Origin of the sequence: Bradyrhizobium sp., from assembly GCF_027307225.1 — a bacterium.
Lineage (GTDB): Bacteria > Pseudomonadota > Alphaproteobacteria > Rhizobiales > Xanthobacteraceae > Bradyrhizobium.
Window position 1 is genome coordinate 1 of sequence record NZ_DAHUXJ010000012.1, and the last position, 7,208, is coordinate 7,208.

General features: G+C 62.1%; 5 protein-coding genes. All 5 read right to left on the reverse strand.

Translation table 11 applies throughout. The features are described from left to right. Nucleotides 1-146 precede the first annotated feature (146 nt). On the reverse strand, nucleotides 147-2,816 hold the full coding sequence (locus M6D32_RS01785) for an EAL domain-containing protein (RefSeq protein ID WP_298252768.1): 2,670 nt from the start codon (nucleotides 2,814-2,816) through the stop codon (nucleotides 147-149). 322 nt (nucleotides 2,817-3,138) lie between these two features. Next, the gene (gene moaC / locus M6D32_RS01790; protein WP_298252769.1) at nucleotides 3,139-3,657 is read right to left on the reverse strand and encodes a cyclic pyranopterin monophosphate synthase MoaC; all 519 of its coding nucleotides are present in this window, start codon (nucleotides 3,655-3,657) and stop codon (nucleotides 3,139-3,141) included. Nucleotides 3,658-3,662: 5 nt separating this feature from the next. Beyond that, a complete protein-coding gene (gene trpC, locus M6D32_RS01795; RefSeq protein WP_298252770.1) occupies nucleotides 3,663-4,487 on the reverse strand; it encodes an indole-3-glycerol phosphate synthase TrpC in 825 nt (274 codons plus the stop codon). Between the two features lie 12 nt (nucleotides 4,488-4,499). Then, nucleotides 4,500-5,513, reverse strand: coding sequence for an anthranilate phosphoribosyltransferase (gene trpD, locus M6D32_RS01800; protein ID WP_298252771.1), 1,014 nt, complete (start codon nucleotides 5,511-5,513; stop codon nucleotides 4,500-4,502). Between the two features lie 47 nt (nucleotides 5,514-5,560). Beyond that, nucleotides 5,561-7,208 (reverse strand): peptidyl-prolyl cis-trans isomerase (locus tag M6D32_RS01805; RefSeq protein WP_298252772.1); only part of this gene is annotated, 1,648 nt, incomplete at its 5' end.

The window sequence follows — 7,208 nt, forward strand, 5'->3', positions numbered from 1 at the left end:
TATCAGTTTCGCCGTGAGTTCGTTATAGGAACTTCAAATTCAAAGCCGCACTAGAAACAATAAGTTGCTAGAGCTCCTTTGATTCCGAAGTTCGCATCGGAGGGCCGCAATAGCTTGCGAACTTCGGAATCGGAGCTCTAGAATTCTCAGGCTACCGCGGCAGGTCTGGAGTTGTGAGCGATCAAAATTCGTCTCACCTCTTCGGCCGGCTTCGGTGCGCTGAAGAGATAGCCCTGCATTTCGGTGCAACCCAACCCGCGCAGCAATTCCTGCTGCCGCGCGGTCTCGACACCCTCGGCGGTTGTCGTCATGTGCCGGGCAGCGGCGATATTCACCACCGCCTGCACGATGGAGGAGCCATCTGCTTCGGCGAGGTCGTTGACGAAGCAGCGATCGATCTTGATCTTGTCGAACGGAAAGCGCTGCAAATAGCTCAGCGACGAATAGCCGGTGCCGAAGTCGTCGAGCGCAATCCTGACGCCGATCGCGCGAAGCTGGTGCAGGATCTCAAGCGCAGTATCGTCGTCGCGGATCAGGACGGCTTCGGTGATCTCGAGTTCCAGCCGGTCCGCCGGTAGACCCGAAGCAGCCAGCGCCGCCACGACCTTCAGGGCCAGCGTGCCGCTGCGGAATTGGACCGGCGAGACGTTGACCGCAATATTGATGGCGACCGGCCAACTGGCGGCCTCGGTGCAGGCCTTGGCCAGCACCCACTCGCCAATCTCGTTGATCAGGCCGGTTTCTTCGGCGATCGGAATGAACTCCCCCGGCGAAATCATGCCGCGCTCGGGATGACGCCAGCGTACCAGTGCTTCGCAGCCGGTAATCCCGCCGCTCTGCAGGTTGAGGCAGGGCTGGTAATAGACTTCGAGGGCCTCGCCGGTGATCGCCCCGCGCAGGTCAGTCTCGAGCTGCCGGCGAGCCCGGACATGGGCGTCCATCGATGGCTCGAAGAAGCGCCAGGTGCGTCGCCCGGCCGATTTCGCCGCATACATTGCCATGTCTGCGTTCTTGAGGATCTGGTCGAGGTCAGTCCCGTGCTGTGGGGCGATCGCAACGCCGATACTGGCGTCGGAGGTCACCTGATTGCCCAGACAATCGTAGGGCGAGCGAATGGTCTCGAGGACGCGCGTGGCGAATTCGGCGACATCGTCGGGGTCCTTTACCTCGGTTTTTACGATGGCGAATTCGTCGCCGCCTAGCCGCGCGACAAAGTCAGAGCTATCGATGCAGGCGCCAAGCCGGCTCGCAACCGATTTCAACAGCTCGTCGCCAATCATGTGGCCAAGGGAGTCGTTGACGCTCTTGAATTCGTCGATGTCGATATAGAGCACCGCCAGCTGCGACTGCGATGTCGCTTGAGCGAGTTCCTGGCGCAGCCGTTCGTGGAACATGGCGCGATTGGGCAGGTCGGTCAGCGCGTCGTAATGAGCGAGATGCCGGATCTGCTCCTCCGCGCGCATGCGTTCGGTAATGTCGTCATGGGTCGCCAACCAGCCGCTTTTCAGTGGCTGATTGACGATCTGGATCAGCCGGCCTTCGCCGGTCTCGATCATGTTGCGGGTTGTCTTTCCGAGCGCGACGTTGCGCCGGACCTTGGAGATAAAGGCCTCGACATCACCTTTGAACGACCCGATCTTCTTGCGGTAAAGAAGCAGATCGCCGAAGCCGAGGCCGGGCTTCACCACATCGGCCGACAATCCGTACATCGCAATATAGCGCTCGTTGCAAACAACAAGCCGTTCCGATGAATCGTAGAGCAGGAGGCCCTGCGACATGTTGTTGATCGCGGTGTCCAGCCGCTGCTTTTCGATTCGGTGCTGCTCCAGCAGTTTGCTGACGAACAACGACAGCAGCAGCGCAATGATGATTGCGGACAGGACCGCGACGACCACCAGGAAACGGGTTTGCTCGCGCCAATCGGCCAGCACCGCGTTGATTGTCGTGCTTGCGACGATGGCGATCGGGAAATCCTGCAGGACGTTGGCAGTAGCGAGCCTTAGCTGACCGTCGATCGGGCTGGTCACGCGTGCCGTGCCGTGGCCCGATGAGGAGGATATGTAGCTGAATATTCCGTTGTCCCTGGCCTTGGATCCGATCATGCGTTCGGCACGCGGATAGCGCGCGAGGAGGATTCCATCGCGGCGATATACCGAGATCGCAGCGCCTTCGCGAAGAACGACGGTGGCGAGGTATTTTTCGAACGTGGCCGGCTGGATCGTTCGCGTGACGATCCCGATAAACTCGCCGTTCGGTCCGCTCAATCGATGAGCGATAATGGTCGCCCACGCGCCGGAGATGCGGCCCCATACCAGTTCGATCCGGATCGCCAGGGTGGACTTGTCGGCGGATTTGAGAGCCCTGAAATACGTGCGATCGGCAATATTGACGTTCGGGACGGGCCAGACCTCCGAGGAGTTGACCAACGTGCCGTCGGCATCGAAGATGCTGATGGCGGCTGCATCCGAGTAGGCATTGACACGCGTTCTCAAATCCTCGTGCCATTCGAGGGTAGCCAACCGGCTTTTCAGGATTTCGGAGGTTGTTCCATTCGCGCGGATGTGGGTCGCGATGTCCTTCAGCACGATGGTGAAGTCTTCGAGCTGCTGATCGAAGTGCCGGCTGATCAACCGGACCGTATTTTCAAGTTCGCGCTGATCGCTCGCTAAAGCCCGCTCGCGAAAATTGTCGACCATGAAGGCCGTGCCGACCGCGATCGCCGCAATCAGGAACGCGCCGCCGCAAATCAGAGAGCGGATTGGACCGCTGCACAGAAAAGCCTTGAGGTCGAAGGAGCCGGTACCGTCTGCCGTCATTTGCGACTGCCACTACATCCCAAGTGGAGTGGATTTGACGTTCGCTGCCCAACCGGCCGCGAGTTCGTCAAGCGAATGCCAAATCCTACCCCACCAGACACTACTGCTAGTGGTCCTTCTAATTCCAACATTCGCAAAAGCGGCCGCTGAGAAGGGATGCGAATGTTGGAATTGGACCGCCAGTGTCGGCCAATTCCCCAACTCCGACGCGCAATGGTTACAACGGCGGTGTGGAAGTCACGTTAGCAATCGGGGTTAACCGGCGGTGAATTCGCCCGGTTTGAGTTCGCGATGGCAGCTCTGAAATAGCCGGTCGCTGCATTCAACCCCTGGCCCGGTAGTGTCCGGATTTGCCGCCCATCTTCTCGACCAGATGGATTCCCTCGATGCGTACTCCGCGCTCGGCGGCCTTGATCATGTCGTAGATCGTCAGGCAGGCGACCGAGACGGCGGTCAATGCCTCCATCTCGACCCCGGTCGGTCCGGTCACCTTGACGGTGGCCTGGACCCGGCAGCCGGGCAGTTTCGGGTCGACCGAGATGTCGAGCGTCACCTTCGACAAGGCGAGCGGATGGCACAGCGGGATCAACTCGGAGGTGCGTTTGGCCGCCATGATGCCGGCGATCCGCGCCGTTGCCAGCACGTCGCCTTTCTTGGCATTGCCGGACACGATCAGGTTGAGCGTCGCCTGGCTCATGACGACCCGCCCCTCGGCGACAGCCGTCCGCTCCGTCGCCGCCTTGGCGGAGACGTCGACCATTCGCGCCTCGCCTTTGGCGTCGATATGGGTGAGGGCAGATTTGGGCTTGCTGGATTTATTGCGGGAGGGCCGGCGCGCCATGATGTTCAGCCCGCTGCCCGTGTGGCGCCAGCGCCGCCGCTTGGTGCGATCAGCGCGCGCGTCGCCGCTGCAACGTCGGTCTGCCGCATCAGGCTTTCGCCAACAAGGAATGCCGCGATGCCGACGCGCGCCAGCCGCGCCAGATCGGCGGGCGCGAAGATGCCGCTTTCGCCTACCATCAGGCGGTCTTTCGGGATCAGCGGAGCCAGCGCCTCGCTGGTTTCAAGCTTCGTCTCGAAGGTGCGCAGATTGCGGTTGTTGACGCCGATCATCGGCGACTTGAGCTTGAGCGCGCGCTCAAGCTCGCGGCGGTCATGGATCTCGATGAGGACATCCATGCCGTGGGCGATCGCCGCCGCTTCGATCTCCCGTGCCGCGCTGTCTTCGAGAGCCGCCATGATGATCAGGATGCAGTCGGCGCCATAGGCGCGGGCCTCTGCCACCTGATAGGTGTCGTACATGAAATCCTTGCGCAACACCGGCAGCACCGTCGCCGCTCGCGCAGTGACCAGGAAATCGAGATGGCCCTGGAAGGAGGGTGCGTCTGTCAGCACCGACAGACAGGCGGCACCGCCGGCCTCATAGGCCTGCGCCAGCGCAGGCGGATCGAAATCGGCCCGGATAAGCCCCTTGGATGGCGAAGCCTTCTTGATTTCGGCGATCAGGGCGTAGTCGCCGCGCGCCAGCCGCCCGCGAATGGCACTGACAAAGCCGCGTGGCGGAGACGCCGCCCTTGCGCGCGCCTCCACGCTCGCCAGCGAATGCTCGCGCTTGGCGGCGGCGATTTCCTCGCGCTTGTAGCTCTCGATCCGCGTCAGGATGTCGGACATGGTGCCATTCACTCAGCTGTTTGAGACCGCGATCAGGCGTTTCAGCCGTTCCGCGGCCGCGCCGTCGTCGAGCGATCGGGCGCCGAGCGACATACCTTCCTTCAGGTCCTTGGCGTGGCCGGCGACGACCAAAGCCGCCGCGGCATTGAGCAACGCGACATCCCGATAGGCGCTCGGCAAGCCGGCGAGCACGTTGCGTAGCGCGGAGGCGTTGGCGTTCGCATCGCCGCCCTTCAGCGCTTCGCCTGCGACACGTTTGAGGCCGACGTCTTCCGGCGAGACTTCAAACGAGCGGATTTCGCCTTTTTCGAGCGCCGCAACGAAGGTCGGACCGGTGAGGGTGATCTCGTCAAGACCATCCGAACCGTGAACTACCCATACCGATTCCGATCCGAGGTTTTTCAGGACCTGCGCTAAGGGCTGCACCCACTGCCTGGAGAACACGCCGACCATCTGCCTGACGACACCGGCGGGATTGGAGAGCGGGCCGAGCAGATTGAAGATGGTACGGGTCGCGAGCTCGAGGCGGATCGGGTTGACGTTCTTCATCGCCGGATGATGCGCCGGCGCAAACATGAATCCGATGCCTGCCTCGTTCACGCAACGGCTCACTTGTTGCGGAGAAAGGTCGATCTTCACGCCCAGCGCGGCGAGGACATCGGCCGCGCCCGAACGCGACGAGAGCGCGCGGTTGCCGTGCTTGGCGACCGGCACGCCGGCACCGGCAACGATGAGAGCCGCGCAGGTCGATACGTTCACCGAGCCTGAGCCATCGCCGCCGGTTCCGACGACGTCAATGGCCTCGGGCGGCGCATCGACCCTCAGCATCTTGGCCCGCATCGCCGAAACCGCGCCGGTGATTTCGTCGATGGTTTCTCCGCGGACGCGGAGCGCCATCAGTAGGCCGCCCAGTTGCGATGGCGTCGCCTCGCCGGACATCATGCGATCGAAGGCGGCCGCCGCCTCGTCACGCGACAGGGTGGCTCCGGTGGCTACCTTGGCGATGATAGATTTGAGATCGTCCATCGGATGCTTTCAGGAAAACACAACAACGGGGCTTCGAGTGTCGAGGATCAGTTGCCGCTGCTCGCTCCGGTGGCCTGTGCGAAGGCGGCTTCGTTGACGCTGGTTCCGATTTCAGACTCGAGCTTGGTGACGTACTGCGCCAGCAGCTCATCGGTCTCGGCGCGCTGAAGATTTTCGTTCAACTTCTTCATTTGATCGGAGGCAAGGTCGACGGGCGGCACCGTTGTATCGGTGACGCGGAACACGATCCAGCCGTTCGCAGACGGGTCCGGCGTCTGCCCGGCACTATCCTTGGGCGTACGGAACGCCGCGGCGACGACGCCTGCGTTAAGGCCGGGCAGGGATGCGTCACGCTTGAAAGCGGCCGCGGTTTCGACCTTCAATCCCGCCTGCGTTGCCTCGTCGGCAAGTTTGCCGCCCTGATCGAGCTTCTTGACCATGTCGTTGGCCTTGTCGCGTAGCCGGCTCGAGATCTGATCGGCGCGCCATCGGGCTTCAACCTGATCCTTGACTTCATCCAGAGTCCGCTCGCGTGTCGGGGTGATGCCGAGAACATCGTACCAGACGTAGCCGCCGTCATAGGAAATGGGGTCGTTGTCGACGCCGACGTCGCTACTGAAGGCTTGCGAGACGACGTCGAGCCCGTGCGGAATGTCCGCCAGCTTGCCGTCGGGCATGCGGCCCGAGCGGTCCACCGCGTCGAGGGTCACCGATTTCAGGCCAAGCTTTTTCGCGGCCTCGACAACGCTCGAACCGCCGCCACGCTCGTCTTCCATCTTGTCTCGCAAGTCCCCGATCTTGGCGCGCGCCCGCTGGCTCGCAATGTCCTGCTTGATCTGCGAGGCGTAGCCCTCATAGGTCGGTGCGGCCCCCGGCTCGATCTTGCCGATCTTGACGAGCGCGAAGCCGAACTTTCCTTGCGCGGGCTGGCTGACCTCGCCGGATTGCAGGGAGAAGGCGGCATCGGCAATCGAAGGATCTCCGATCTGCGATTTCGTAATTAAGCCGAGGTCGGTGTCGGACTGGCTAAGGCCGCGTTCCTTGGCGATGTCTTCGAAAGACGTCCCGGACGCCATGCGGTTGCGTGCCGCGGTGGCGTCGTCCTTGTTCGGAAACACGATCTGCTGGACCTCGCGCCGCTCGGGCGTTCCAAGGCTTTCGCGGCGTTCCTCAAAGACCTTTTTGGCGTCCGCGTCAGAGACGTCTTCCCATTTGCCGATTTCCGCCGGCGTGATCGCGACATAGGCAATCTTGCGATATTCGGGCGCGCGGAACAGCGTCTTGCGATCCTCGAAGTAGGCCGCAAGCGCTTCCGGTGACGGGGGTTCGATCGTTCCGGCCTGTGCGGCGGTCAGCTTCAGGTATTCGATCGAACGCTGCTCGTCCTGGAAATGCGCCAGGGCTTCCAGCTGCACATTGGAAGGCTCATAGCCTGCGGCGACTGTACCGGCGATCTGACGCCGCAGTGAGATCCGCCGCTGCTCGGCGAGGAAACTCTGCTCGCTGTAGCCGAGCTGGCGGATCAGGCCCTGAAAGCGCACCGGATCAAAGGCGCCGTTGGAGCCCTTGAAGCTCGGATCGTCCATGATCATTTTCAACGTTTCTTCATTGGACTGTCCGAGTCCGAGCCGCTTGGCTTCTTCATCCAACGTGGTCTCAGCAATGGTTTGCTGCAGCACCTGCCGGTCGATACCG